Origin of the sequence: Dactylosporangium sp. NPDC005555 (assembly GCF_040605635.1) — a bacterium.
Classification (GTDB): Bacteria; Actinomycetota; Actinomycetes; order Mycobacteriales; family Micromonosporaceae; genus Dactylosporangium.
In genome coordinates, this window is sequence record NZ_JBEXDG010000038.1 from 45,901 (window position 1) to 70,838 (window position 24,938).

General features: G+C 72.1%; 26 protein-coding genes and 1 riboswitch. Of the genes, 12 read left to right on the plus strand and 14 right to left on the minus strand.

Annotated features, from left to right (window positions below):
• Window positions 1-111: 111 nt before the first annotated feature.
• From ABZS58_RS33580 to ABZS58_RS33605, 6 genes are all read left to right on the plus strand, one after another.
• A complete protein-coding gene (locus ABZS58_RS33580) occupies window positions 112-975 on the plus strand; it encodes a MurR/RpiR family transcriptional regulator (RefSeq protein WP_354787319.1) in 864 nt (287 codons plus the stop codon).
• On the plus strand, window positions 972-1,727 hold the full coding sequence (locus ABZS58_RS33585; RefSeq protein WP_354787270.1) for an SIS domain-containing protein: 756 nt from the start codon (window positions 972-974) through the stop codon (window positions 1,725-1,727). The genes ABZS58_RS33580 and ABZS58_RS33585 overlap by 4 nt, the downstream gene beginning before the upstream one ends.
• Before the next feature lie 16 nt (window positions 1,728-1,743).
• Complete coding sequence (gene ngcE, locus ABZS58_RS33590) at window positions 1,744-3,162, plus strand: N-acetylglucosamine/diacetylchitobiose ABC transporter substrate-binding protein (protein ID WP_354787271.1); 1,419 nt, start codon at window positions 1,744-1,746, stop codon at window positions 3,160-3,162.
• The gene (locus tag ABZS58_RS33595; RefSeq protein WP_354787272.1) at window positions 3,162-4,070 is read left to right on the plus strand and encodes a sugar ABC transporter permease; all 909 of its coding nucleotides are present in this window, start codon (window positions 3,162-3,164) and stop codon (window positions 4,068-4,070) included. Before ngcE ends, ABZS58_RS33595 begins: the two co-directional genes overlap by 1 nt.
• A gap of 112 nt (window positions 4,071-4,182) precedes the next feature.
• The gene (locus ABZS58_RS33600; RefSeq protein ID WP_354787320.1) at window positions 4,183-4,971 is read left to right on the plus strand and encodes a carbohydrate ABC transporter permease; all 789 of its coding nucleotides are present in this window, start codon (window positions 4,183-4,185) and stop codon (window positions 4,969-4,971) included.
• Window positions 4,972-5,011: 40 nt separating this feature from the next.
• Window positions 5,012-6,232, plus strand: a complete 1,221-nt coding sequence (locus tag ABZS58_RS33605; RefSeq protein WP_354787273.1) for a glycosyl hydrolase — start codon at window positions 5,012-5,014, stop codon at window positions 6,230-6,232.
• Window positions 6,233-6,453: 221 nt separating this feature from the next.
• Here the strand turns inward: ABZS58_RS33605 and ABZS58_RS33610 are convergent, their stop codons facing one another.
• From ABZS58_RS33610 to ABZS58_RS33630, 5 genes are read right to left on the minus strand one after another with little or no spacing between them, the layout of a single operon-like run.
• Window positions 6,454-7,680 carry an RNA polymerase sigma factor gene (locus ABZS58_RS33610; protein WP_354787274.1) on the minus strand — a complete coding sequence of 409 codons (1,227 nt, stop codon included), beginning with the start codon at window positions 7,678-7,680 and terminating at the stop codon, window positions 6,454-6,456.
• Window positions 7,681-7,725: 45 nt separating this feature from the next.
• Window positions 7,726-8,082, minus strand: coding sequence for a YciI family protein (locus ABZS58_RS33615; RefSeq protein WP_354787275.1), 357 nt, complete (start codon window positions 8,080-8,082; stop codon window positions 7,726-7,728).
• 33 nt (window positions 8,083-8,115) lie between these two features.
• Complete coding sequence (locus ABZS58_RS33620) at window positions 8,116-10,707, minus strand: M1 family aminopeptidase (protein WP_354787321.1); 2,592 nt, start codon at window positions 10,705-10,707, stop codon at window positions 8,116-8,118.
• Between the two features lie 8 nt (window positions 10,708-10,715).
• Window positions 10,716-12,068 (minus strand): MFS transporter, encoded by a 1,353-nt coding sequence (locus ABZS58_RS33625; protein WP_354787276.1) that lies wholly within the window; start codon window positions 12,066-12,068, stop codon window positions 10,716-10,718.
• 33 nt (window positions 12,069-12,101) lie between these two features.
• Window positions 12,102-12,356, minus strand: a complete 255-nt coding sequence (locus ABZS58_RS33630; RefSeq protein ID WP_354787277.1) for an AbfB domain-containing protein — start codon at window positions 12,354-12,356, stop codon at window positions 12,102-12,104.
• A gap of 96 nt (window positions 12,357-12,452) precedes the next feature.
• Here ABZS58_RS33630 and ABZS58_RS33635 point away from each other — a divergent pair, with 96 nt between their 5' ends.
• The gene (locus ABZS58_RS33635; protein WP_354787278.1) at window positions 12,453-13,805 is read left to right on the plus strand and encodes an FAD-dependent monooxygenase; all 1,353 of its coding nucleotides are present in this window, start codon (window positions 12,453-12,455) and stop codon (window positions 13,803-13,805) included.
• Window positions 13,806-14,010: 205 nt separating this feature from the next.
• On the opposite strand, the gene ABZS58_RS33640 is transcribed toward ABZS58_RS33635, so the two are convergent.
• Complete coding sequence (locus tag ABZS58_RS33640) at window positions 14,011-15,492, minus strand: multicopper oxidase domain-containing protein (protein WP_354787279.1); 1,482 nt, start codon at window positions 15,490-15,492, stop codon at window positions 14,011-14,013.
• Between the two features lie 109 nt (window positions 15,493-15,601).
• On the opposite strand from ABZS58_RS33640, the gene ABZS58_RS33645 reads away from it, so the two are divergent.
• Window positions 15,602-16,264, plus strand: a complete 663-nt coding sequence (locus tag ABZS58_RS33645) for a permease prefix domain 1-containing protein (RefSeq protein WP_354787280.1) — start codon at window positions 15,602-15,604, stop codon at window positions 16,262-16,264.
• Between the two features lie 9 nt (window positions 16,265-16,273).
• Here the strand turns inward: ABZS58_RS33645 and ABZS58_RS33650 are convergent, their stop codons facing one another.
• Window positions 16,274-16,642, minus strand: coding sequence for a nuclear transport factor 2 family protein (locus ABZS58_RS33650; RefSeq protein WP_354787281.1), 369 nt, complete (start codon window positions 16,640-16,642; stop codon window positions 16,274-16,276).
• Window positions 16,643-16,729: 87 nt separating this feature from the next.
• Between ABZS58_RS33650 and ABZS58_RS33655 the strand changes: the two genes are divergently transcribed.
• The 4 genes from ABZS58_RS33655 (at window position 16,730) to ABZS58_RS33670 (ending at window position 18,979) form a co-directional block, all read left to right on the plus strand.
• The gene (locus ABZS58_RS33655; RefSeq protein ID WP_354787282.1) at window positions 16,730-17,494 is read left to right on the plus strand and encodes a helix-turn-helix transcriptional regulator; all 765 of its coding nucleotides are present in this window, start codon (window positions 16,730-16,732) and stop codon (window positions 17,492-17,494) included.
• 101 nt (window positions 17,495-17,595) lie between these two features.
• On the plus strand, window positions 17,596-17,997 hold the full coding sequence (locus ABZS58_RS33660) for a hypothetical protein (protein WP_354787283.1): 402 nt from the start codon (window positions 17,596-17,598) through the stop codon (window positions 17,995-17,997).
• Between the two features lie 247 nt (window positions 17,998-18,244).
• Window positions 18,245-18,700 carry a membrane protein insertion efficiency factor YidD gene (gene yidD / locus ABZS58_RS33665; protein WP_354787284.1) on the plus strand — a complete coding sequence of 152 codons (456 nt, stop codon included), beginning with the start codon at window positions 18,245-18,247 and terminating at the stop codon, window positions 18,698-18,700.
• Window positions 18,701-18,706: 6 nt separating this feature from the next.
• Window positions 18,707-18,979 carry a hypothetical protein gene (locus ABZS58_RS33670; protein ID WP_354787285.1) on the plus strand — a complete coding sequence of 91 codons (273 nt, stop codon included), beginning with the start codon at window positions 18,707-18,709 and terminating at the stop codon, window positions 18,977-18,979.
• Here ABZS58_RS33670 and ABZS58_RS33675 read toward each other — a convergent pair.
• The 7 genes from ABZS58_RS33675 to ABZS58_RS33705 form a co-directional block, all read right to left on the minus strand.
• Window positions 18,963-19,724, minus strand: a complete 762-nt coding sequence (locus ABZS58_RS33675) for an ABC transporter ATP-binding protein (protein WP_354787286.1) — start codon at window positions 19,722-19,724, stop codon at window positions 18,963-18,965. The two genes, ABZS58_RS33670 and ABZS58_RS33675, sit on opposite strands and share 17 nt — an antisense overlap.
• Complete coding sequence (locus ABZS58_RS33680) at window positions 19,724-20,581, minus strand: ABC transporter permease (RefSeq protein WP_354787287.1); 858 nt, start codon at window positions 20,579-20,581, stop codon at window positions 19,724-19,726. The genes ABZS58_RS33675 and ABZS58_RS33680 overlap by 1 nt, the downstream gene beginning before the upstream one ends.
• Window positions 20,578-21,561, minus strand: coding sequence for an ABC transporter substrate-binding protein (locus ABZS58_RS33685; RefSeq protein WP_354787288.1), 984 nt, complete (start codon window positions 21,559-21,561; stop codon window positions 20,578-20,580). The genes ABZS58_RS33680 and ABZS58_RS33685 overlap by 4 nt, the downstream gene beginning before the upstream one ends.
• Window positions 21,558-22,697, minus strand: coding sequence for an agmatinase family protein (locus ABZS58_RS33690; protein WP_354787289.1), 1,140 nt, complete (start codon window positions 22,695-22,697; stop codon window positions 21,558-21,560). The genes ABZS58_RS33685 and ABZS58_RS33690 overlap by 4 nt, the downstream gene beginning before the upstream one ends.
• A gap of 49 nt (window positions 22,698-22,746) precedes the next feature.
• A riboswitch (guanidine-I (ykkC/yxkD leader) is annotated at window positions 22,747-22,861 on the minus strand.
• Window positions 22,847-23,590: an urease accessory protein UreD gene (locus ABZS58_RS33695; protein ID WP_354787290.1), complete on the minus strand. Its 744-nt coding sequence runs from the start codon at window positions 23,588-23,590 to the stop codon at window positions 22,847-22,849. It overlaps the preceding riboswitch by 15 nt.
• The gene (ureG, locus tag ABZS58_RS33700) at window positions 23,587-24,288 is read right to left on the minus strand and encodes an urease accessory protein UreG (RefSeq protein WP_354787291.1); all 702 of its coding nucleotides are present in this window, start codon (window positions 24,286-24,288) and stop codon (window positions 23,587-23,589) included. The genes ABZS58_RS33695 and ureG overlap by 4 nt, the downstream gene beginning before the upstream one ends.
• Complete coding sequence (locus tag ABZS58_RS33705; protein WP_354787292.1) at window positions 24,278-24,937, minus strand: urease accessory UreF family protein; 660 nt, start codon at window positions 24,935-24,937, stop codon at window positions 24,278-24,280. Before ABZS58_RS33705 ends, ureG begins: the two co-directional genes overlap by 11 nt.
• Window position 24,938: the final 1 nt, after the last annotated feature.

The following is a 24,938-nucleotide window of genomic DNA, read 5'->3' on the forward strand; positions in this document are numbered from 1 at the left end:
AGTTCAAGTGGTCGTAATTTTCATCGCCAAGACGCAACGATGAAAAGGATGACCGGAGTGACGGGTGAGAGCGGCGGGCTGCTTGGGCGGCTGCGCATCGAGGGGCCGACCATGCCGGAGGCCCTCGCAAAGATCGCCGAGATGATCCTCAGCGATCCCGAGACGGCGGCGCACGCCAGCATCGTCGACCTCGCCGAGCGGTCGGGCACGTCCACGGCGACCGTGACCCGGTTCAGCCGCACGCTCGGCTTCAAAGGCTACGCCAACCTGCGGGTCGCCATCGCGACCGAGACCGGGCGCGCCGAGCAGGCCCGCTGGGAGACCGACATCAGCGGCGACATCGCGCCCGACGACCCTCTCGACGGGGTCCTCGACGTGATCACGGCCGCGGACACCCGGGCGATCCAGGCGACCGCCGCGGGCCTGGACGTCGCCGCCGTCGAGCGCGTCGCGGCCGCCATCGCGACCGCCGGACGGGTGGAGATCTTCGGGCTGGGCAGCAGCGGCACCGCCGGGCGGGAGATGGCGTTCCGGCTGGAGCGCATCCGCGTCCCCGTCTGGTACCGGTCGGACACCCACACCGCGCTGACCAACGCGGCACTGCTCGGCCCCGGCGACGTGGCGATCGGCCTGTCGCACTCCGGCCGGACCCGCGAGGCGATCGAGACCCTCGCCGAGGCCGCCGACCACGGCGCGCTGACGGTGGCGGTGACGTCCTTCGGGCGCTCACCCCTGGCGGAGGTCGCCGACGTGGTCTTCACGACGTCGGTCCACGAGACCACCTTCCGCGTCGCGGCCCTCTCCGCACTGCACTCGCAACTGCTGGTCCTGGACCTCATCTACGTGGCGGTCGCGCAGCGCACCTATGAGCGGACCGCCGAGGCCCTGGAGCTCACGGTGCGCGCTGTGGACGCGCACCGGGTGCCCGACACGAACAGCAACCGCAAGCGACCACGGAGGGAAAAGCCGCTGTGACCAGCATCAGAAGTGGGGACTACGTCGAGGTGGTCCGCGCCGCCATCGACCGCGTCAGCAGCACCCAGGGCGACAGGATCGCGCACGCCGCCGACCTGATGACCGCCACGCTGCAGGCCGGCGGGGTGATCCAGGCCTTCGGCTGCGGGCACTCCGAGGCCCTGGCGATGGAGATCGCCGGCCGGGCCGGCGGGCTCGTGCCGACCAACAGGATCGCGCTGCGCGACATCGTCCTCTACGGCGGCGACCGGGCCGGCGTCCTCGCCGACCCGCAGCTGGAGCGCACGCCCAGCGTCGCGCACCGGCTCTACGACCTCGCCCCCGTCAAGCCCGACGACACCTTCGTCATCGCCTCCAACTCCGGCGTCAACGGCGCCGTGGTGGAGATGGCGCAGCTGGTCAAGCAGCGCGGGCACGCCCTCATCGCGATCACGTCGCTTTCGCACTCCTCCCGCGTCGACTCGCGGCATGAGAGCGGCATGAAGCTCAGCGACTTCGCCGACGTGGTCCTCGACAACGGGGCACCCTACGGCGACGCGTCGCTGCCCCTGCCGGGTGGCGGCGCCGTCGGCGCCGTCTCCTCGATCACCGCGGCCCTGCTGGCCCAGCAGGTCGTCACCGAAGTGGTGGCGCGGCTGCTGGCACTCGGCGTCACGCCGCCGGTCTACCTGTCCGACAACGTCCCAGGCGGGCGGGAGCACAACGCAGCACTCGAAGCGCGGTACGCCGGGCGCATCCGGCGTACCGCTTAGGAGAGAAGGCCCAGTCATGAACCCATCACCCTTCGTCCAACCGTACCCGACAAGACGGACCGTCCTGCGCGCGGCAGCCGCGGCAGGCGTCACGCTTCCGTTGCTCAGCGCGTGCGTGACCAGCGGCAAGGACAATGACGCCAAGGCAGAGACCGGCGCGAAGAGCGCCACCAACCCGCTCGGCGTGAAGGAGGACGCGCCCCTGGAGGTCGTCATCTTCAAAGGCGGCTACGGCGACGACTACGCCAAGAAGGCCGAGGGTCTCTATACGCAGAAGTTCCCGAAGGCGACGATCGAGCACAAGGGCATCCAGAAGGTCGGCGAGGCGCTGCAGCCGCGGTTCGTCGCCAACACCCCGCCGGACGTGGTGGACAACACCGGCGCCGGGCGCCTGGACCTCGCCACCCTGGTCGGCGCGAAACAGCTGTCGAACCTGAACGACCTCCTCGAAGCGCCGTCGTTCGACGACCCGGCGGTCAAGGTCAAGGACACGCTGCTGCCCGGCGTCATCGAGGACGGCACCTTCGACGGCGCGCCCCTGGTGCTCAACTTCACCTACACCGCGTGGGGTCTCTGGTACAGCAGGCCGCTGTTCGCGAGCAAGGGCTGGACGTACCCGAAGACCTGGGACGAGATGATCGCCCTCTGCGCCACGATCAAGGCCGCGGGCATCGCCCCCTGGACCTACCAGGGCAAGTACCCCGAGTACATGAACGACCCGCTGCTGAGCATGGCGGCGAAGACCGGCGGCACCGACCTGCTCAAGGCCGTGGACAACCTGCAGCCGGGCGCCTGGAAGTCCGACGCGTTCAAGGGCGCCGCCGAGGCGTTCGCCGAGCTCGCCGCGAAGGGCTACATCATGGCCGGCTCGGAGGCGCTGTCGCACACCGAGTCGCAGGCCGCCTGGTGCCAGGGCAAGGCCGCGTTCATCCCCTGCGGCTCCTGGCTGGAGGCCGAGCAGAAGGACGTCGCGCCCAAGGGCTTCGACATGGTGATGGGCGCCGTGCCGGCCCGCACCGGCTCCGACAGGTTCGGCGCCGGGGCGATCCAGGCCGCGAGCAGCGAGGCGTTCATCGTGCCGTCCAAGGCGAAGAACGTCGCCGGCGGCCTGGAGTACCTGCGGATCCTGTTCTCGAAGCAGTCGGCGCGCGGCTTCGCCGAGACCGCCGGCACGCTGCCCTCGGTCGTCGGCGCCACCGACGGGCTCACCCTGTCCAGCGGCCTCGAGTCCACCAGCGCCGCGGTCAAGGCCGCCGGCAAGGAAGCCTTCACCTTCCGCTTCCGCACCTGGTACGCGCCGCTCGCCAAGGCCGTCGACGACGCGACCGGCGAGCTGATCAACAAGCGGGCGACGCCGGCCGAGTGGGCCGACCGCATCCAGAAGGCCGCCGACGCGATCGCCAAGGACAGCTCCGTCAAGAAGTACACCCGCTGATGAAACACGGTCGGCTCCGGTTCCTCATCGGTGCGCTGGCGCCGGCGCTGCTGCTGCACGTCGTGTTCGTGCTGTCGCCGTACGGGCAGGCGTTCTACCTCTCGCTCACCGACTGGACCGGCGTGGCCGGCGAGGCGCACTTCGTCGGGGCGGGCAACTACGCCCGCCTCGGCGGCGACTCCCTCTTCCTCGACGCCGTGCGCAACAACGCGGTGATGCTCGTCTGCGTGCCGCTCGTGACGATCGCGCTGGGCCTGTTCCTGGCCAGCATGCTGCACCTCGGCGGGCGGAGCGGCCGGACGTCCATTCGCGGGGCGGGCGCCTACCAGATCGTGTACTTCTTCCCGCAGCTGCTGTCGCTGGTCGTCATCGCGGTGCTGTGGCAGTTCGTCTACAACCCGACCAACGGCCTGCTCAACGGGGCGCTGCGGGCGGTGGGCCTGGCCGGCCTCGCCCGCAGCTGGCTGGGCGATCCGCGGCTGGCGCTGCCGGCGGTGATGGCGGTGCTGGTCTGGTCGTCGGTGGGCTTCTACATGGTGCTGTTCAGCGCGGCCATCGACGGCATCCCGAAGGAGCTCTTCGAGGCGGCGCTGCTCGACGGCGCCGGCGGCTGGGCCACCTTCCGCAAGGTGACGCTGCCGCTGGTCCGCGACACGGTGCAGGTCGCGTTCGTCTACCTGGGCATCACGGCACTGGACGGCTTCGCGGTCGTGCAGGTCATGACCGCCGGGCCCGGTGGACCCGACGGCGCGACCGAGGTCATCGGGCTCTCGCTGTACCGCAACGCCTTCACCTACGGCAAGTTCGGCTACGCCTCCGCGATGGGGGTCGCGCTGTTCTTCGCCACCCTGACCCTCGCGGTCCTCGCACTGCGGGCGGGGCGCAAAGACCGGCTGGAGCTGTCATGAGTGGTCCGGAGCGGAGCGGAGGCCCACGAATCATGGGCTCAGGGTGGAACTCACGGCGGCGCCGGAGCGAAGCGGAGGTGACGTCGTGAGGCGATTCCCGGTGCACCTGGCGATGCTGGCCTGGGGGGTCGTCACCGCGCTGCCGCTGCTGTGGGCGATCGTCAGCTCCTTCAAGAAGGACAACGACATCCTCAACGACCCCTGGTCGCTGCCCACGGATCCGCAGTGGGGCAACTGGGCCCGGGCGTGGAGCCAGGCGAACATCGGCCGGTACTTCTTCAACAGCCTGATCGTCGTGGGCGGCGCCCTGCTGCTGACGATGCTGCTCGGCTCGCTGGTCGCCTACGCCCTGGCCCGGTACGAGTTCCGCGGCAACCGGCTCGTCTACTACGTGTTCGTCGCGGCCATGTTCTTCCCGGTGTTCCTGGCCCTGGTGCCGCTGTTCTTCGTGGTGCAGCAGCTCGGCCTGCTCGGCACCTACCAGGGGCTGATCCTGGTCTACGCCGCCTACGCGGTGCCCTTCACGGTGTTCTTCCTGCACGCGTTCTTCAAGACACTCCCCTCGGAGGTGGCGGAGGCGGCGTTCCTGGACGGCTGCTCGCACGGCGCGGTGTTCTTCCGCGTCATGCTGCCCATGGCCCGTCCCGGTCTCGTCGCCGTCGGCATCTTCAACTTTCTCGGGCTCTGGAACCAGTACCTGCTCCCGCTGGTCCTCAACCCCGACCCAGATCGGTATGTCCTGGCGCAGGGTTTGGCCGCCCTGTCGGTCAGTCAGGGATATCGCAGCGACTGGAGCGGTCTGTTCGCCGGTCTCACCATCGCAATGCTGCCGGTGCTCATCGCCTACGTCGCGTTCCAACGGCACATCCGAGCCGGTATGACCGCCGGCGCGGTCAAGTAAGGTCCGTCAAACTCCTTTCCCCTCAAGGAGGACTGTGCCCATGTCCATCGGTAAACGTCGATCTTTGGCGGCTGCGGCAGGCGCCGCGCTGCTCGTCGGGGTCGGCGCCGTCGCCGTGACCGCGGCCACCGTCGGCACCGCCAGCGCCGCGGCGAACAACTGCGGCTACCTGTTCGACGACTTCAACTACAGCTCGTCCTCCGACGCGCTGCTCAGCCAGCACGGGTGGGTGCCGCGCACCTACGCCGGCGGTCCCGGCGTGCCCGGTGCCACCTGGTCGGCCAACAGCATCACCTTCCCCACCAACGGCGGGCAGAAGGTGCTGCAGCTGCAGGCGTCCACCGACGGCACCGGCGGCGGCACCAACCAGGCCGAGCTGTACTCGGCGCAGAAGCGCTACCTGGAAGGCACCTACGCCAGCAGGGTCCGCTTCACCGACACCCCCGTCAGCGGCAACGACGGGGACCACATCAACGAGACGTTCTTCACCATCAGCCCGCTCAACGGTGACCTCGACCCCACCTACAGCGAGCTGGACATCTCGGAGTACCTGCCGAACGGCGGCTGGGGCGAGACCGGGCCGATCAACTACCAGACGACCTGGTACACCTACCGCAACGAACCCTGGTTCGCCGACAACGTCCACTCGGAGCAGCGGCGCAGCTTCGACGGGTGGCACGACCTGGTGGTCACCGTCGCGAACGGGCACGTCATCTACTACATCGACGGCGTGCAGATGGGCGATCACTCCGGCAAGTTCTACCCCCGCCAGACGATGACCATCAACTGGAACCTCTGGTTCATCGACACGGCGGCGCACACCGGCGGTCTGTCGACCTACATCCAGCAGGTCGACTGGGTCCTGTTCGCCAAGAACCAGGTGCTCACCCCCTCACAGGTGACCACCCAGGCGGGCGCGTACCGCTCGGCGGGCAGCACGTTCACCGACACCGTCGACTCGGCCGGTCCGTGCGTGACGCCCTCGGGCTCCACGTCACCCACCCCGTCGAGGTCGCCGTCCGCTTCGCCGTCACCGTCCACCTCCACGCCGCCGGCCACCAGCTGCACGACCGCTCCCGAGTGGTCGATCAGCGCGACGTACACCACGGGCCAGACGGTCAAGCACGAGAAGAGCAAGCTCGGCGACCCCAACGGCCCCGCTTCGGGCCAGGGCAAGCACCTGTGGCGCGCCAAGTGGTGGACACAGGGTTCGGAGCCGGGTTGGACCGCCAACTGGGAAGACCTCGGCCGCTGCTCGTGAGTTAGGTATGCGACAGGGCCGGCACCGAACCACGGTGCCGGCCCCCTCGTGCTGCCGACCCGGTCCCGCGGCAGGTCGCCGAGCCGCCGCGGTTCGGCGGGTGCTGACCGAGCCGTCGTGCGCTCTCGGCGCGGGCGGCTGCGGGACGCGTACGCCCGCCTCGACATCCGCGCCGAGCTGCTCCGCCTGATCGAGGCCGTGGTCCCGGTCGGCCAGCGCCGTCAGAGGGCGGCGGCGCGGTCCAGCAGCAGGGCGCGCTCGCGCTCGTTGCGGGTCATCGTCGCGGCCCGCTCGAACTCGGCACGGGCCTCGTCGCGGCGGCCGAGCTTCGCCAGGAAGTCCCCGCGGACCGTGGGCAGCAGGTGGTACGCCCGCAGCGACGGCTCCTCCAGCAGCGGGTCCAGCACGGCCAGCCCGGCCGCGGGGCCGTCGGCCATGCTCACCGCGACCGCCCGGTTGAGCTCGACGATCGGCGACGGCGGGTGAGACGCGTAGAGGGCGGCGATGCGGTGCCAGTCGGTGTCCCCGGCGGTCGCGGCGCGGGCGTGGCAGGCGGCGATGGCGGCCTGCAGTGTGTACGTGCCGCCGCCGAGCTCCTCGGCCCTGTCCAGGGCGGCGAGGCCTCGGCGGATGAGGAGCCGGTCCCAGCGCGACCGGTCCTGCTCCAGCAGGACGATCGGCTCGCCGGACGGGCCGGTGCGGGCGGCGGAGCGGGACGCCTGGATCTCCATGAGGGCGACGAGGCCGTGCACCTCCGGCTCGGCGGGCATGAGGCCGGCGAGGACCCGACCGGCGCGCATCGCCTCCTCGCAGAGCGCGGGCCGCATCCAGTCGTCGCCGGCGGTGGCCGAGTAGCCCTCGTTGAAGATGAGGTAGATGACTTCGAGCACCGAGTCGAGGCGCTCGCTGCGGGCCGCGCCGGTGGGCAGCTCGAACGGCACCTTCGCGTCGGCCAGGGTCTTCTTCGCCCGGCTGATCCGCTGGCCGACGGTCGCGCCGGGCACGAGGAACGCGCGGGCGATCTCGTCGGTGGACAGCCCGCCCAGCATCCGCAGGGTCAGCGCCACCCGGGCCTCCGGGGCGAGCACCGGATGGCAGGCGGTGAAGACGAGCCGCAGCAGGTCGTCCTCGATGGTGTCCTCGAGCACCGCGTCGAACCCGCCGTCGACGGTGTCGGGCCGCAGCAGGTCCGGCATGCGCGCCTCGAAGCGCTCCCGGCGCCTGATCTGGTCGATCGCGCGGCGCTTCGCGGTCGTCATCAGCCAGGCGCCGGGGTTGCGCGGCACGCCCTCGGCCGGCCACTGCTCCAGCGCGGCCAGGAGGGCGTCCTGGGCCAGCTCCTCGGCGAGGCCGACGTCACCGACCATGCGCGCGACCCCGGCGATGACCCTGGCCGCCTCGATCCGCCAGACGGCCTCGATCGCCTGATGCGTGTCAGCTCGCGTCACGAAGCCAAGGTAGCGCCCGGCGGATGCCGGGCGCGCACCGAAGACTCAGTTGTGGTCCGGGACCCGCCGGACCTCGATCTCGACCTCGATGTCCTCGAACAGGGCGCCGAAGCGCTGCGCCCACTCGACGGCCTCGGCGTGGTCGCGGACCTGGAGGATCGCGAAGCCGGCGATGACCTCCTTCGCCTCGGCGAAGGGGCCGTCGACGACGGTCTGCGTGCCGTTCTTGACCCGGATGACCGCCGCGCCGGCCGAGCTCGGCGCCAGTCCCTCGGCGGCGAGCAGGACGCCGGCCTTGTCGACCTCGGCCATGAACCCGCCCATGCGGCCCAGGAACTCAGGGGTCGGCGACCAGGCCGCGGGATCGGCGTCGTCGACCTTGTGCATCAGCATGTAGCGCATCGCGGAAGTCTCCTCATCGTCGGATGGCTGTTTCTACCAACGCGTCGAACGGTGCCCGCCGTCTTCGACAAGGTCGCGGAAGATTTTCAGCTCGTCCGCGGCGTCGCCGATCCCGCGGCGCAGGACCGGGTCGAGATCCTCCCGCGAGAGCAGATCCTCGGCGAGTCGCAGGGAGCCGGGGGCGTACCGCGGGAAGGCCTGCCGGACGAGCGTCATCGCGAACAGCTGGTAGCGCCCGGCGACCATGGCGGGCGCGTCGGTGAAGAAGCGGCCGACGTACGGGTCGGTCAGCGGCTCCTGCCCGGGCTGCCAGAAGCCGGTGGCGGCGGCCATGGCGAGCCGGGGCCGCTCGTCGCGCACGATCCGCTCCCACGCGTCGGCCTTCGCGGCCGCGTCGGGGACCGCGGCCCGGCACCTGGCGGCGTGTTCGGCGCCCCGGCTGCTGGGGTCGCGCCGCTCCTCGGCCGCGATGTCGCGCTCGCCGGCGGCACCGAGCGCGACCAGCCGGCCGAGCACCTCCCATCGCAGGTCCTGGGTGACGACGAGCCCGGCGAGCCCGTCCGCCTGCGGCAGCAACGGGTGCGAGGTGGGCGCCGCCAGGCCGGTCAGCACGGACACGGGGTCGTCGGCGAGCCAGTCCTCGAGCACGGCGACCTGCCCCGGCCCGGCGACGGTGGTCATGGCGGTGGCGAGCGCGAACTGCCGCCCGCTGCCGGGTTTCGTCGCCGACAGCGCGGCGGCGCAGAGCGCCGCCAGGGGGCCGAACGGGATGAGCCCGCGCCGGGCCAGGCTGTCCCGGGCGAAGCCGAGGACCTCGACCAGCACGGCGGTCTCCGGCTCGCCGGCGAGGGCGGTCTCCAGCAGCGCCAGGAACGCCGCGGGTGACAGCTCGCCGTCGTGGGTCGCGTCCATCGCCGCCGTCCACAGCAGCGCCCGGGCGAGGGGGTCCGCGATGGCGGGCAGCACCGCCGGCAGCGCGGCGAGGCTCGCGGGGTCGAGGCGCAGCTTCGCGTAGGTGTCGTCGCCGTCGTTCGGCAGCAGCACCGACCCTTCGGGCAGCCCGGCGGACCCGCCGGCCGCGGCGAGACCGCCGGCCGCCACGGACCCGCCGGCCTCCGCCAGACCGCCCAGAGCGGCCGGACCGCCCGGATCGCCGATCGTGGCGGAATCGCCGTCCAGGGTGACGGGGGCCCGGTGGATGAGGGCGCCGCGCCGGTCGTACACGCCGATGTGGAAGCGATGCGGTCGCGGCGGCGCACCCGTCTGGTGCACGACAGGCCCGGGCCCGGCGCGCAGGGTGTTGACGCCGGTGCTGCGCAGCCAGAGCGAGGCCCAGCCGGTCAGGTCCACGCCGGCCGACGAACCGAGGACGGCGAGGAAGTCGGCGAGGGTGGCGTTGCCGAAGCGGAACCGCTCGAAGTACGCGCGCAGCCCGGCGAGGAACACGTCGTCGCCGAGCAGCACCGACAGCTGGCGCAGCACGGCGGCGCCCTTGGCGTAGGAGATGCCGTCGAAGTTGAGGAACGCGGCGGTGGTGTCGGCGACCCCGGACGGGGCGACCGGGTGGGTGGAGGGCCGCTGGTCGGCGAGCATGCCCCAGCGCTTGCGCCACAGCACGAAGTCCGCCGCGGCGGCCGGGTAGCGGCCCGTCCCGGCGGCGACGCGCCAGCCCATCAGCTCCGCGAACGCCTCGTTGAGCCAGATGTCGTCCCACCACCGCAGGGTCACGAGGTCGCCGAACCACATGTGCGCCATCTCGTGCGCCATGACCACGAACCGGCGCAGCCGCTCGTAGTCGGTGGCCCCAGTTCGGAACAGGAACTCCTCGCGGTAGGTCACCAGGCCGGGGTTCTCGACCGCGCCGCCCGCGAGGTCCGGGACGAAGGCCTGGTCGTACTTGCCGAAGGGGTACCGCACGCCGAAGAGCTCGTGGTAGCGGTCGAAGCTCGCGGCCGTCGCGGCGAACAGCTCGGCCGCGTCGGCGTCCAGATGGGGCGCGAGCGACCGCCGGCAGAGCAGGCCCAGCGGGATTCCGTCATGTTCGCCCCGGCGTTCGTGCCACGGCCCGGCGAGCACGGTGAAGAGGTACGGCGCGAGCGGCGGCGTCGGCGCGAACTCCCACCGCCCGTCGCGGGCCTGGGCCAGCGGCGCATTGCCCCTGACGGTCCACTGTGCGGGGGCGGTGACGGTGAGGGTGATCGGCGCCTTCAGGTCGGGCTGGTCGAAGCAGGCGAAGATCCGCTGCGCCTCGTCGAGGGGCGCCTGGCCGGAGAGGTACACCTCGCCGTCCTCCGGGTCGACGTGCCGGTGCAGCCCTTCCCCGGTGTGCGAGTAGTCCGCGGTGAACGTCACCTCGAGCCGGTTGGCGGCGAGCAGCCCGGGCAGCGGCAGCCGGTTGCCCTGCAGGGTCGCCGGGTCGAGCGGCCGTCCGTTGAGGACGATCCGGTCCGGCCGGGCGTCCTTCAGCTCGACGAAGGTGCCGGCGCCGGGCGTCGCACAGGCGAAGTCCACGACGGTGCTGGAGACGAACGTGGCGGGGCCGGTGACGTCGAGGGTGACCACATATCCCCCGACCCGGATGAGTGCGGCTCGGGCCTGCGCCTCGACGTGGGTCAGGGCGCGGATCGGGCGGGTCATGCGCTCGACGCTACCTGCTCCCGCGGCACCGCAACGGCGCTACCCGGCGTGACCCGGCCGGCGAGCAGCGCCCCCGCGACGGCCGGTAGCAGGGCGATCAGGAACGCTGCCAGGTAGGCGACCGGCCCGGCGGTGACCAGCGCCGCGAACACCGACCCGCCGACGGCGAGCACCACCGTGGTCAGCAGCGAGTCGGCGACCGACAGCGCCGAGCTGTTGACGCCCTGCTCGTCGGGCGCGGAGAGCTGCAGGACCAGCGCCGACACCGTCGGGGAGGCCAGGCCCATGCCGAAGCCGGCGACGCACCAGCCGGCGACGACCACCGCCACGGGGACGGCCGGGGCGACGAGCGCGACCGCCGACAGCACGCCGAGGGCGATGGCGGTCAGGCCGGTCCGCAGCCGGGCCGCCGGTGTGAAGCGCTGCCCCTGCCGGGCCTGGATCCAGGAGCCGGCGGACCACAGCAGCGCCCCGGCGGTGAGGGTGAGCCCGGCGAGCGACGGGGTGAGGCCGCGCTCGCGGGTGAGCAGCAGCGGGATGAAGACGTCCGCCTGCATGAACGCGGCGCCGGCGAACCCCCGGACGAGGATGACGCTCGGCAGGCCGCGCCGGGCGGCGAACGTGCCCGCCGGCAGCAGCCGCGGGCCGCAGACGGCGACCACCGCCAGGCCCGCGACGACCAGGAGCACGCCGCCGAGCAGCCCGCCGCGCTGACCGCCCCAGTGCAGCAGCACCACACCCGCGGCGACGCCTAGCGCCCACGGCATGCGGACGTTGGGCGGGGCACCGGCCGAGCCGCCGATCGGGCGCACGTACGGGCCGATGACGGCGGCGACGGGGAGGGTCGCGATCGCGACGATCAGGAAGACCCAGCGCCAGCCGAGGTGCTCGACGATGAGCCCGGCGACGGCCGGGCCGACGACGGCGGGCAGCACCCACGCCGCGGACAGCGCCGAGAACACCCGCGGATGCGCTGACGGCGGGTACGCGCGGCCGATGACGACGTAGAGCGCGACGGTGATGAGCCCGCCGCCGAAACCCTGGACGAGGCGGCCGGCGATGAGGGTCCAGATGTCCTGGGCGAGGCCGGCGCCGAGCAGGCCGAGGCAGAACAGCAGGACGCCGGCGAGGATCGGGCGGGCCGGGCCGCGTCGGTCGCACCAGGTGCCGGCGGCGACGGTCGCCACGATCCCGGTGGCGAAGGGCCCGCCGAACGCGAACCCGTAGAACGCGAGGCCGTCGAGCGCCTGCGCGACGGTCGGCATGGCCGCCGTCACGGCCACCGCCTCGAAGGCGACGAACGTGACGAGCGTGACCATGCCGACCGTGAGCGCGTTGCGTTTCTGCACCTCGCTACGGTGCTACTTCAACAGCGCTTCAAGTCAACCCAGCGGGGCCTGCACCACCCCGGTGGTGTCGGCCGCGGAGTTCGCCGGGTCGTCCGACGGCCGGGCGCCGCCGTTCGAGGCGATCCACAGCTCGCTGTCGTAGTGCCGCAGGTACATGTCCGGGAAGTTGTAGGACTGGAACCGCGTCCCCGCCTTGGCGCAGAAGGTCGCGGCGGCGGCGAAGACCGCCGAGCCGTCGGACGCCGCGAGCTTGATCCGGTAGTCAAGACCCTGGATGTTACCGCTCACGTCCCGGGACACATTTCATCGCCTGTTGACATGGCCTCGGCGACGGGGTCAACATGTGTTGGCCAACAGTTGTTGGCCTATCCGGAGGAGGATGCCATGAAGACCGTCGTCGTCGGTGCCGGGCCGACCGGACTGCTGCTCGCCGGGGACCTCGCCGCCGCGGGTGTCGAGGTGACCGTCCTGGAGCGGCGCACCGGCGAATCGAACCTGACCAGGGCGTTCGGCGTGCACGCCCGGACGCTGGAGGTGCTGGACGCCCGCGGCCTCGCCGACGAGCTCGTCGCCACCGGGACCGTCGTGTCGAGGCTGCGGCTGTTCAACCGCGTCCGGGTGGACCTCGGGGTGCTGCCGAGCCGCTTCCCCTACGTGCTCATCACCCCGCAGTACAACGTGGAGAAGCTCCTGGAGCGGCGCGCGCTCGACCGGGGCGCCCGCATCCTGCGCGGCGTGACGGTCACCGGCCTGCGCGACGGCGCCGTCCTGGCGGGTGAGGAGACCTACGAGGCCGACTTCGTCGTGGGCGCCGACGGCGTGCACAGCGCGGTGCGCGAGGCGCTCGGCATGCCGTTCCCCGGCAAGGCGGTGCTGCGCTCGATCATGCTCGCCGACGTGCGGCTCACCGACGCGCCCGTGGACGTCCTCGCGGTCAACTCCGTGGGCGACGCGTTCGCCTTCGTCGCGCCGTTCGGCGACGGCTGGTTCCGGATCTTCGCCTGGGACCGGCTCGCCCAGCAGCCCGACACCGCGCCGCTCACGCTCGACGAGGTCCGCGCCGTGACCCTGCGGGCGCTCGGCACCGACTTCGGCATGCGCGAGGCGCGGTTCCTGTCGCGCTTCCACAGCGACGAGCGGCAGGTGCCGGCCTACCGCAAGGGCAGTGTCTTCCTCGCCGGCGACGCCGCGCACGTGCACTCCCCCGCCGGCGGGCAGGGCATGAACACCGGCCTGCAGGACGCCGCCAACCTGAGCTGGAAGCTCGCCGCCGTCGCCCAGGGCTGGGCCCCGGCCGGCCTGCTCGACTCGTACGACAGCGAGCGCCACCCGGTCGGCGAGCTGGTGCTGCGCAGCAGCGGCGGCCTGATCCGCCTCGCGATGCTGCACTCGCGGGCCTCGCGGGCCGGGCGCGACCTGCTCGGCGGGGCGCTGCTGCGCGTGCCGGCCGTCATGCGCAGGGCCGCCGGCACGGTGTCCGGGATCGGCATCGGCTACCCGGACGCGCCCCGGCAGCCCGACGTGCTCCTTTCGCAGGGTTCGCGGATGTACGAACTGCTGCGGGCGGGCCGGCACGTGCTGACCGGACCGTCGGTCCCGGCGGGGTACGAGGACCGGCTCGTGCACGCGGCGGCTGACCGTTTCGTCCTCGTCCGGCCCGACGGTTACATCGCCTGGACGGGCACAGAGGGGGAGCTTCCGGTCGCGCTGCGGCGCCACCTGGGCCCGCCACGGTGATCCACGACACCAGAGATCCGCATAGCTCTTGACATGGGAGCGGTGATCCATGTGTCATGCCCGTCACAGAGCGGCTCTCGTTGGGTTGCCGCCGACGTCCGCCCGTCATCACGGTGCGGGCGGCGGCGCACACGGGGACGACGGACGCGCCTGCGAGACGTGCCGGGCCCCGCGCCGCCACGGGGGGCCCGGCACCTCGCCTGTCCTAGTCGTGGCCCAGCCTCGGCCGGTCGCCTTCGCGCTCGACCACCACGAACTGGCCCATCATCCCCTCGTCCTCGTGCCGCAGGACGTGGCAGTGGAACATGTACGCGGTCGTCGGGTCGGCGTGGTCGGCGAACCTGGCGATGAGCGAGTACCTCCTGCGTGGCTCCAGGAACAGGGTGTCCTTCCAGCCACCGAGCTCCGGCGGGGGCGCGCCGCCGTCGACCGACACCACCTGGAACTGCACGTCGTGGATGTGGAAGCTGTGCGGGGTGTCGTGGCCGTTGGCGACGTTCCAGACCTCGACGGTGTTCTTGACGACGACGGCGTCGACGCGGTCCATGTCCATCCTGTCGTCGTTGATCTGCCGACCCTGGAAGGTGAACGTCCGTGTCTTCGCCGCCTGTGCCGGGTCCAGCCGCTCGATCCCGGCCAGCGTGCCGGGCGGGGTCACGGGCCTGAGCTCCGCGGCGGCCCGCAGCTGCAGCACGTCGAAGGTGTCGCGGCCGCCGTGGAACCGGCCGACGCCGGGCGCCAGGCTGCGCAGCTCGACCCGCTCCCCGGGCCGCATCTCGACGAGGACCTCGGCCCGCTCCCCCACCGACAGGCGCACATGGCCGGTCCGGTACGGCGCGGCGAGGAGCCCCCCGTCCGAGCCGATCATCGTGAGGGGACGTCCGTCGGACATCGCGAAGTCGTACACCCGCGCCGTCGAGGCGTTGAGCAACCGGAGGCGGACCAGGGTGCTGCGCACGTCCAGGAACGGGCCCGGGGTGCCGTTGACGAGGATCTCGTCGCCGAGGATGCCGACGTCGCTGAGGAACTTGTCGCTCATGCTCAGCTGCCCGCCGTCGAACCGCTTGTCCTGCACGACGACCGGGACGTCGTCGACGCCGTAGTCGTGCGGCAGCCCTCCGGGTTCCTTCCCGTCGTCCAGGATGAACAGCCCGGCGAGGCCGCGGTAGACCTGCCGCTCGGTGAGGTCGCTCGGGTGCGGGTGATACCACAGCGTCGCCGCCGGCTGGTCGACCGTCCACGCGGCCTGGTGGTCGCCGCCGGGCTGGATCGGGTGGTGCGGGCCGCCGTCGACCTTCGCCGGCAGGTGCATGCCGTGCCAGTGCACGGTCGTGCGCTCGTTGAGCCGGTTGTGGATGTTGACGGCGACCCGCTCGCCGCGCTTCGCCCGCAGGGTCGGGCCGAGGTAGGCGCCGTTGTAGCCCCAGGTGCGGGTGGTGCCGTGGCCGAGGTCGCTGTCGCCGGGCTGCGCGGTGAGGTCGAAGACCCGGGTCCCGCCGGCGTCGACGGTCGATGCGGCCAGCGGTGGGACCTTGAGCGGCCGGTCGAAGGCGACCTTGCCGACCGTGTCCACGGCCGGGCGGGTCAGGACCCAGGTCACCACCGCCACGCCGCACCCGCAGAGCACCAGCAGCAGGCCGAGCCCGCCGAGCAGCCACTTGCGCACCGTCGTCCCCTTCACCGTCATAGGTAGCTTTACTACATGTAGCTTGGCTGCTGACGGTGGTTCCCACATCGGGGAAAACCTCAGGGACAACCCCCAATCGCACCACGCACCCCTCGGCGATACTGAGCGGGTGGTTATCGACGCCTACGTGACCTCGCTCGGCGCCGCGCTGCGCGGTCCCCGGGCCGCGAAACGCGAGCTGCTGACCGAGGTGCGCGACAGCCTGCACGACGCCGCCGCGCACCACGAGGCGACCGGCCACGACGCCTCCGCCGCGGCACGGATGGCGGTCGACGAGTTCGGCACGGTGCGCGACCTCGCCGACGACTACCAGCGGGAGCTGGCGCTGCTGCAGGGCCGCCGGACCGCGCTCCTCGTCGCCGGCGCCGTCGCCGCGCAGCAGGTGATCTCGGAGGTGGCCTGGCGGTCCGCGGCGACCGGTTGGACCTGGCAGCCCAGCCGGGGTTACGCACTGCTGGCCCACACCGTCGACTACGCCGGCTACGCCGTCGTGATCCTCGGCGTGCTCGCCGCCGTCGCCTGCGGGGTCGGCAGCCGCTACGTCAGCGTGGGCAGCGGGTTCGTCCGCGCGACGGGGATCGCGGCGATCGGCGTGTGCGCGTTCTTCGTGCTCGGCGGGGCGGCCCTGTCGCTGCTCAGCCCCGCCTGGCACACCACGACGACCGGCGGCTTCTCCCCGCTGGACCTCGCCTCGGCCGCCGTCACCACCACCACGCCGGTGTGGATGGTCTACTCCGGCCTGCGCTGCCTGCGCGCCTCCGCGACCGCCTGACGGGTCCGCTCAGGCCTGGGCGGGCACCCGGTCCAGGAAGCCCAGGACCTGATCGACGCGGCCGTCGGCGGCCAGCGTGACCACGTCGAAGCCGGCGACCGGCGCCTCCTGACCCGGCAGGCCCATCTCCCAGCCGAAGCGCGCCTGGTCGTGGTGGCCGTCGACCGCGCCGAGCGGGCTGATCACGAAGCCGGGGAACCGCGCCTGCACACCGCCGATCATCCCGTCGACCTCCGCCCGGCCGCGCACGGCGGCCATCGGGTCGACGAACCGCACGTCCTCGGTGAACAGCGCGTCGATCGCCGCCCGCCGGGCGACCGGGTCCGTCTCGTTCCACACCTCGATGAACCGCCGCACGACGCTCTCGTAGTCACTCATGCCGCTCAGCCTGCTGTGGCCGGCGCCGCGGGTCGATTCCCTGCGAGGTAATGGCCGCGCTTCCCGCCCCGCTTCTACGATTCGCGCATGACACAACCGGTCGGAGTGCTGTTGCGCGAGTGGCGGGAGCGGCGCCGGCTCAGCCAGCTGGAGCTGTCGATCCAGGCGGAGATCTCGACCCGGCACCTGAGCTTCGTGGAGACGGGCCGCTCCAAGCCGACCAGCGCGATGATCCTGCGCATCACCGAGCACCTCGACGTGCCGCTGCGGGAGCGCAACGCGCTGCTGCTCGCCGGCGGTTTCGCGCCCGCGTATCCGGAAGGCCGGCTGGACGGCTCGCAGCTGCGACAGGTGCGGGCGTCACTGCGGCAGGTCCTCGCCGGCCACGAGCCCTTTCCCGCCGTGGTGGTGGACCGGGGGTGGGACATGCTCGACGCCAACGCCCCGGTCGGGCGGCTGACCGCGGGCGTGGCACCGGCGCTGCTGGAGCCGCCGGTCAACGTGCTGCGGCTGTCCCTGCACCCGGAAGGGCTCGCGCCGCGCATCGTCAACCTCGGGCAGTGGCGGGCGCACCTGCTGGGGCGCCTCGACCGGCAGGCCCGCACCACCGGCGACCCCGCGCTGTCCGACCTGCTCGCGGAGCTTTCGGCGTACCCGGGCGGGACCGCTGCGGCGCCCGCCGCGCACGAGGTCGTGGTGCCGCTGCGGATCCGTCAGGACGGCGTCGAGCTGCGCTTCTTCAGCATCACGGCGGTGTTCGGCTCGCCGATGGACGTGACCGTCGCGGAGCTCGCCATCGAGTCGTTCTTCCCGGCCGACGCCGCGACCGCCACCGCCCTGCGGGACGCGTGACGGTGGCACGTTTCCGGGATTCGGGGAAGTGCGGCCGACCGTAACGTCATATGCATCGCAAGGCCACACCACAGCACTTCCCACACCAGAAGGAGCACCAAATGAGCGACTACGACGGCGGCACCGACTACGGTCACGTCGAGACCGGCGAGAACCACGAGGCGCTGGACCAGCTGCACCAGGTCAACGCCAGCGAGGCCGACCACAACTCGCAGTTCGGCGTCTACGAGGCCGACCACGCCTCCGCCGAGAACACCAGCTTCGACCAGGGCCACCACGTCGAGTACAGCAACCCGGACGGCACCCACTACGAGGAGTCGGACTACACGTCCTACGACCACAGCGCGGCCGAGTCCGACCACGTCTTCGCGGCCGAGGGCAGCGAGTCCTCGCACACCTCGGAGTACTCGGAGCTCGAGGCGCTCCAGGCCCGCCTGGACAGCACGTTCGCCTCGGCGACCGAGCTGCACACCGACGGCGGCCCGGCCATCGCGGCCGGCTGACCTCAGCGGGAAAGCTCCTGACGGTGTGGTTCACTGCGCCGGCCCGCGGTATCAGCCCCGCAGGCCGGCGACCCACCAGAGCTCGCCAAGCATCGACGCACTCGGTTGTTCGACTTCGTTCGGGTGTCCGGGACTGTCCGGACATTCCCGGCCGCCCGAACGAAGTCGGCCATCCGGGTGCGTTTCCATGTGTACGAAACGCGACCGGTCCTTGATCGCATGGTCGATCGGCCACACAATGCGGCGTATGGCGCGAATCGGGATCGGCGACGCCGTGGCGATCTGGCGGCACCGCCGCGACCGCCGCCGCAGGCAGCAGCAGCACCACAACCAGCAGCACCAGCAACAGCAGCAGCGGCGCCGGCGCCGGGACAGCGGCGACGGGTGTGACTGCGACTTCTGCGACTGCAACCCGTTCATGCTCGGCTCGCTGCTCGGCCTGATGGCGATCGCCGCACCGCGGCGGGCACCGCGCCGCGCCACGACCCGCCCCGGCCGGGCCGGCGTCGCCGCCATCCGCGGTTACCAGCGCTGGCTGTCGCCCCACCTGCCGACCCACTGCCGGCAGATCCCCACGTGCAGCAACTACGGCCTGCAGGCCGTGCAGCGCTACGGCCTGGTTGAAGGCTCCCGGCTGGCCGCGGCCCGCATCCGCCGCTGCAACCCGTCCACGCCGCGCGGCACCAAGGACCCCGTGCCGTAAAGCACGTTGCCCGCGGCGCCGCCGGCGGCGACGATGACCGGGGCGGTGCACGGGCTGGCGGTCCGCGGCGACGAGCGCGCGATGCCGCAGCTGCTGCGACACCTGTCCGACCCGGACGAGGGGGCGGACCAGCACATCATCTTCGAGGCGCTGTGCGCGCTCGCCGCCGCGACGGCGGACCCGAGGTTGTTGCCGTTCCTGGAGGCGGAGCGCGGGCGGTACACCGGCGAACCCCCGGACGAAGCGCTGCTCGGGGCGCTCGCTAGATACGGTCGCTGACCCGCTGGTGGAAGGTGCGGACGAGGTCCTCGACCCGTGCCCGCAGGGCCAGGAACTCACGCGTGCGCTTCACCGCCAGGTCGCGGTCCGCGGGCAGGTCCACGACGACGTCCGCGGCGACCCGGCCCGGGTCGCTGGCCAGGACCACGACCTGGCCGCCGAGGAAGACCGCCTCCTCCACGTCGTGGGTGACCATGAGCACCGTGGTGCCGGTGTCGCGCCACACGCCGCGGAGGAACACCTGCATGTCCTCCTTCGTCTGCACGTCCAGGGCCCCGAACGGCTCGTCGAGCAGCAGCACCTCGGGCTCGCACGCGAGGGCCCGGGCGATCGCGACCCGTTGCCGCTGGCCGCCGGACAACTGCTTCGGCAGCGACCGGCGCCACGGCTCCAGGCCGGTCTCCTCGAGATACCAGTCGATCCGCGCCTTGCGCTCGGCGCGGGACAGCCCGAGCAGTTCCAGGCCGAAGGCGATGTTGCGCTCCACGGTGCGCCACGGGTAGACGGCGCCGGACTGGCAGACCAGGCCGCGCTCCGGCCCGGGCCCGACGACCGGCGCGCCGTCCAGCGTGACCGCACCCGACGTGGGCGCGACCAGGCCGGCGACGATCGACAGCAGCGTCGACTTGCCGGAGCCGCTGGCCCCGACCACGCACACGAACTCGCCGCGGTCCACCCGCACCGAGACGTCGTCCAGGGCCACCTTGGCGCCGAAGGTCCGGCCCACGTTCGTCAGCGCGAGCATCACAGCCACCTGCCGATCCGGTTGCGGGCCAGGCGGAGCAGGACGTCGGTGAGGACGCCCGCGACCGCGATGACGACGAGGATCGCGAAGATCTTGTCGGTCTGGGTGAAGCGCTGTGCCAGCAGGATCCGCTTGCCCAGGCCGGTGTCGCTGTTCACCAGTTCGGCGACCACGACCAGGTTCCACGCGGCGGCGAAGTTGACCCGCACCGCGTCGAGCATCCCCGGCAGCGAGTGCGGCAGGATCACCTTCCACAGCACCTCCCGCCGGCGCGCCCCCAGCGTGTAGGCGACGTCGACGAAGTCGCGCGGCACCAGTCGTACGACATCCGCCGTCATCAACATGTTGAAGAACACCGTGCCGAGGAAGATGAGCGCGATCTTCGGCGACTCGTCGATGCCGAGCCAGATGAGCAGCAGCGGGGTGAACGCCGCCGCCGGGAGGTAGCGCAGCAGCCCGCTCAGCGGCTCCAGCAGGGCGTTCGCCGCGGCGAAGCTCCCCATCGCGACGCCGAGCGGCACCGACACGAGCACCGCGAGGCCGAAGCCGTAGACGATGCGGCCCGCGGTGGCCCACAGGTCGGTCCACAGCTGCCCGCTCGCGGCCATGCCGGCGCCCGCCTGCCAGACCTTGGCCAGGCTCGGCAGGTAGCGGGCCGGCACCGCCTCCGTGGCGCCGAGGACCAGCCAGACCGCGACCGGCAGCAGCACCGACAGCGCCACCAGGACCAGCCGGGTGCGGCCGGGCAGCGCCGCCCGGATCGCGAACACCGGCCGCGGCGGACGGACCGGGCGCCGCCGCGGCAGCGGCCCCCAGTCCCTTCTCCGCGAGCCGGCCCTGGCGGCGGTCACCGTCACCGCACGGCCTTCACGAACTTGGGCTCGAAGAGCCCGTCGAGCGGTGGCTTCGTCTCCACGAGCTTGGTGCTCACCAGGAACTCGGCGATCCTGCCGGCCTGGAAGTCGAGGTGCGTGGCGTCCGTGCCGGGCGTGAACGCCTCGATGTTCTGCTCCTTGGTGAAGATGGTGGTGCCGGCGTCGTAGGACTTGTAGTCCTCGTCGGAGACGCCGCCCTTCTTCGCCATGATGCTCACCGCCGCCGCCGGGTTGGCCTTGATCCAGGCGGTGGTGTCGAACCAGGTCTGCACGACCTTCTGCACCTCGTCGGGGTGGTCCTTGACGAACTGCGACTGGAACGGCAGCGCGTCGGGGATCGCGCCCGGGAAGTCCTTCGACGTGCTGATCGCCGTGCTCCCGGCGCGGGCGAGGGCGGTGGTGGTGAACGGCGCGAAGACGCCGACCGCGTCGACCTGCCCGGCCACGAACGCGGCCGCGGCGGCGTCGGTGAGCAGCGGCGTGAACGTCACGTCCTTCTCGGTCAGACCGGCCTTCTCCAGCGCGAGGAGCAGCAGGTAGTGATCGACGGTGCCCTGTTCGGCGGCGACCTTTTTGCCTTTGAGGTCCGCCACGGTACGGATACCCGGCGCGGCGATGATCTGGTCGTTGCCGGTCGAGTTGTCGTTGAGCAGCACGATGGTCTGCTTGGAGCCGCCGGACACCGACGACAGCGTGTCGTTGAGGGTCTGGCTGTTGCAGGTCAGGTTGCCGGTGGCGAGGGCGTTGAGGCTGTCGGTGTAGCTGTCGAAGTACTTCAGCTCCACCGTCACGCCGTTCTTGGCGAAGAGCCCCTGCTCCTGCGCGACCTGCCACGGGAACCAGCCGGGCCAGGCGGAGAAGCCGAGAGTGATCGCTGTTGCCGAGGTGCCCGATGTGTCCTCTCCGCAGGCGGCCAGCACGGCCGCTCCCGCGACAGCGGTCAGAAACGAACGGCGCTTCATGAGGTCCTCCTGGGAAGGTGGCCGGCGCGTACCAGGCAGCCGAGGGTGTCGCAGATGACGCGGGTCGCGATGAGCGCGGTGATCTCGGCGTTGTCGTAGGGCGGCGAGCACTCCACCACCTCGATGCCGGCGAGGGGCCGCTCGGCGATCAGCTGGATGAACTTGAGCACCTCACGCGGCAGGAACCCACCGGGCTCGGGCCAGCCGGTGCCGGGGACGAACGCGGCGTCGAGACAGTCGACGTCGAAGGACAGCCAGACGGCGTCGGCGCCGTCCCACGCCACCTCGAGGGCCTTGGCCGCGGCGGCCTCGATGCCCATCTCCACGCAGTCGGTGACGGTCATGATCGTGGTGCCGCGCTCCCGGCCGACCTTGACGCCCGGGCGGGGCGCCTGCCAGCCGCCGATGCCGATCTGCACGAGGTTCTTCGCGGGCACGCCTGCGATGTCCGTGGCGTGGAACCACGGGGTGGTGTGCATCCGCTCGTCGAGGTCGGTCTCCTGGGTGTCGACGTGCCGGTCGAAGTGGATGATGCCGAGGTTGCCCGTCATGTGCTCGGCGACGCCACGGACCGTGGGGTAGCCGATCGAGTGGTCGCCGCCGAGGACGACCGGGAACGCGCCCGACTGGTACACGTGCGAGACGGCCTTGGAGATCTGGTCGAACGTCTTCTCGATGTTCGCCGGGATGGTGAAGATGTCGCCGAGGTCCGCGATGGTGATCGACTCGCGGAGGTCGACGCCGAGCTCGAAACTGTACGGCCCGTACAGCGCCGAGATCTTCCGGATGCCCTGCGGGCCGAAGCGGGTCCCGGACCGGTAGGTGGTGCCGCCGTCGAACGGGGCGCCGAGCACCGCGACGTCGTATTCGCCGCAGCGCCGCACGTCCTCCAGGTAGGGCGCCTTCAGGAACGTGTTGATCCCGGCGAAGTGCGGCAGCTCGCCGCGCGAGAACGTCGGGATGCGCTTGTCGACGATGGAGTCCGCGCCCGGCAGGCCGTATTCGAGGCCGCGGGCGATCTCCTCCTCCCACTTGGTGGTGGGGAGCTCGGCCTCGCGTTCGACCGCGTAGCGCGCCTCTGGGCCGTAGTTGTCGTGGAGTTCGTGGCGATGCGGGTGACCGTGGTTGAAGCCCATGGACAAACCCCTCCGGGGTACGTCCGGCCACAGCCGGACTGCGACGGCTGTCTCCCGGGCTTTTGTCCCGCCGTGGAACGCCCCCCGGTTTTCGCCGCGGGGCGCCTGCACCTCTCGGACCAGCCGCCGGTTTCGCCCGGCGCGGAACCCTAGGCGCGCCTCACCAGTGGTGAGTCGATGGCAGTAGACGCCTGCGCGGTTACTGCCGCTTTGCTCCTGCATTGCGGCGGTGTAACCAGCGGATCGGTGACCCTGCGGGTCTCGCCGAGGTCGCCGCCCAGCACGGTGGCGACGGTCCCGCCCCCGGCGAGGGCCATCACCGCGGCCGTCGGCGTCGCCGCGGGCGGATGGTCGCAGGTGCTCACCACGGACGCGAGCACCCTGCGCGGGACCGCATGTCCGGCGACGTCGCTGCGGTACAGCGAGCGGCCGTCCCGGCGGACCACTGTGGACAGGGTGACGTCGCCGGGCGCTTCGCCGTGCCGGCCGAGGACGAGCTCCTCGCGCCAGATCAGCTCGGCGGTCCCGTCCAGGTCCACTGTGGACACGGTCGTGTGCCGGCAGCGGGCGGCGGCGATGAGCGGCTCCGGCAGCCACAGCAGGCGGCCGTGCTCGCCGACGCTGACGATGACGGACAGCCGGCTCGGGTCGCCGAACCGGTTCGGCAGCGCGATGCTCGCCGCTACCGTGCGGATGGTCAGCTCCGCACCGGGGCCGACCTCGATCTCCATGGTCAGGTCGTCGCCGCCGAGCGGGGCCGCCGCGCCGCCGACGAAGTGGACCTCGGTCGGTCCCGTCCGTCGCGGCAGCAGCGGCGCCTCGCCCTTCAGCACCCGCAGCGCGGTCCGGCCGTTGCCGTCCGCCTCCGCGACGACCCGGGCGGCGGCTCTCACATCAGGCCCCGGATCCATTCCTGGACGGGTTTGGCCGACGGGTCCTCGACCAGCGACAGGAAGACCGTCGGCAGCGCGCCCCGGCGGGCGGTCGCGTCGCGGTCCATCACGGCCAGGTCGGCACCGACGTGCGGGGCCAGGTCCGTCTTGTTGATGACGAGCAGGTCGGCGGCGGTGACGCCGGGGCCGCCCTTGCGGGGCACCTTGTCGCCGCCGGCCACGTCGACGACGAAGATCTGCTTGTCGATGAGGCCCTTGCTGAACGTGGCGGTCAGGTTGTCACCGCCGCTCTCCACGAGGATCACGTCGAGCGGGCCGAGGCTGTCCTCCAGCTCCTCGATGGCGTCGAGGTTGGCGGAGATGTCGTCGCGGATCGCGGTGTGCGGGCAGCAGCCGGTCTCCACGGCGCGGATCCGCTCGGCGGGCAGCACCCCGTTGCGGAGCAGGAAGTCGGCGTCCTCGGTGGTGTAGATGTCGTTGGTGACCACCGCGAGGCGCAGGTCCTCCGACATGGCCCGGCACAGCGCGGCGACCAGCGCCGTCTTGCCGGATCCGACCGGGCCGCCGATGCCGATGCGCACCGCGCGCCGCGCGCTTCCGGTGTCCGCCAGTGGTGGGTGCGGGTCGACGTCGGGGTGCGGGTGCGTATGTGGCGTCTCGTCCGGCCCGTGTTCGTGGCCGTGTTCGTCAGGATGCAAAGAGTCGTACCTCCCATGAGGCGTGGTCCTCGGCGGACACGTCCAGCAGCGGCGACGATGCCGCCGGCAGGTCGGCCGCGGGGCCACGGGCGGCTTCGGTGGCTTGTCGAGCGACCCGGTCGATGTCGTCGCCGAGCGCGGCGATGAGCCCGTGCACCTGGTAGGGGTCCAGCCCCAGCAGGCGTACCGCGGCGCTCGCCGGACCCGAGACGGCGTGATAGGCGCTGATCGCCGCGCTCTCCCCCGGCGTGCAGCCGGCCGCTTCCGCGACCACGCCCAGCGCGACCGGCTGGTGCAGCCCTCCGCGGTGAGCGGCGGCCCGGGTCACGTGCGGGCCCGGCCACACCACCGAGGCGGCGCGGCACAGTGACCTGCCCTGCCGCCGGGCGGCGAGCCGCAGCGCGGGCGACGGGGTCCTGGCGTCGAGCTCGTCCTCCAGGTCGTCCATCGTCTCCGGCCTCGCGCACGCGGCGGCGGTGAAGGCGGCGCCGACCAGTCCCGCCGTGTGCAGCCGTCCGACGAGAAACGCGCGCAGGTCGTCGAGGTCGCGGACCCGCTCCCGGACGACGGCCGCCTCCAGCCCGCCGGAGTGCGCGTGACCCCCGGACGGGAAGCGGCCGTCGGCCAGGATGAGCAGTTGCGTCTTCATG